This window comes from Saccharothrix sp. ST-888, from assembly GCF_000955975.1.
Lineage (GTDB): Bacteria > Actinomycetota > Actinomycetes > Streptomycetales > Streptomycetaceae > Kitasatospora.
On the sequence record NZ_JYJF01000705.1, the window covers coordinates 1 to 334 of the forward strand.

General features: G+C 76.9%; 1 pseudogene. It reads left to right on the forward strand.

Features of this window, described 5'->3' with window-relative positions:
* Positions 1 to 65: 65 nt before the first annotated feature.
* Positions 66 to 334, forward strand: a pseudogene (locus UK12_RS39050) (hypothetical protein); the annotation flags it as partial.

Below are 334 nucleotides of genomic sequence, written 5' to 3' on the forward strand. Positions count from 1 at the left end.
GTCGGCGCGCCTATCGCCGCCGGCGGCCGACCGCCGTGCTCGCCGCCGCCGGTGGCCTACCGGCGGTGCTTGCCGCTGTTGGCGACCGCCGGGGCCGGGGAGGGGATCCGCAGGTTGCGGGCCAGCGGCGGCACCGCGGCTGCGGCCCCGAGCGGACGGCCGACTGGCCCCGCAGATTCCGCGCCCCCGCCGTGGTCTACGGCCACATGCACATCCCCCGCACCACGGTCCACGACGGTGTCCGCTTCGAGGAGGTCTCGATCTGCTACCCGAGGGAGTACGTCCGCCGAGGCTTCCCCCGGGGGCTGCTCCGCGAGGTCCTGCCCCCGGCAGA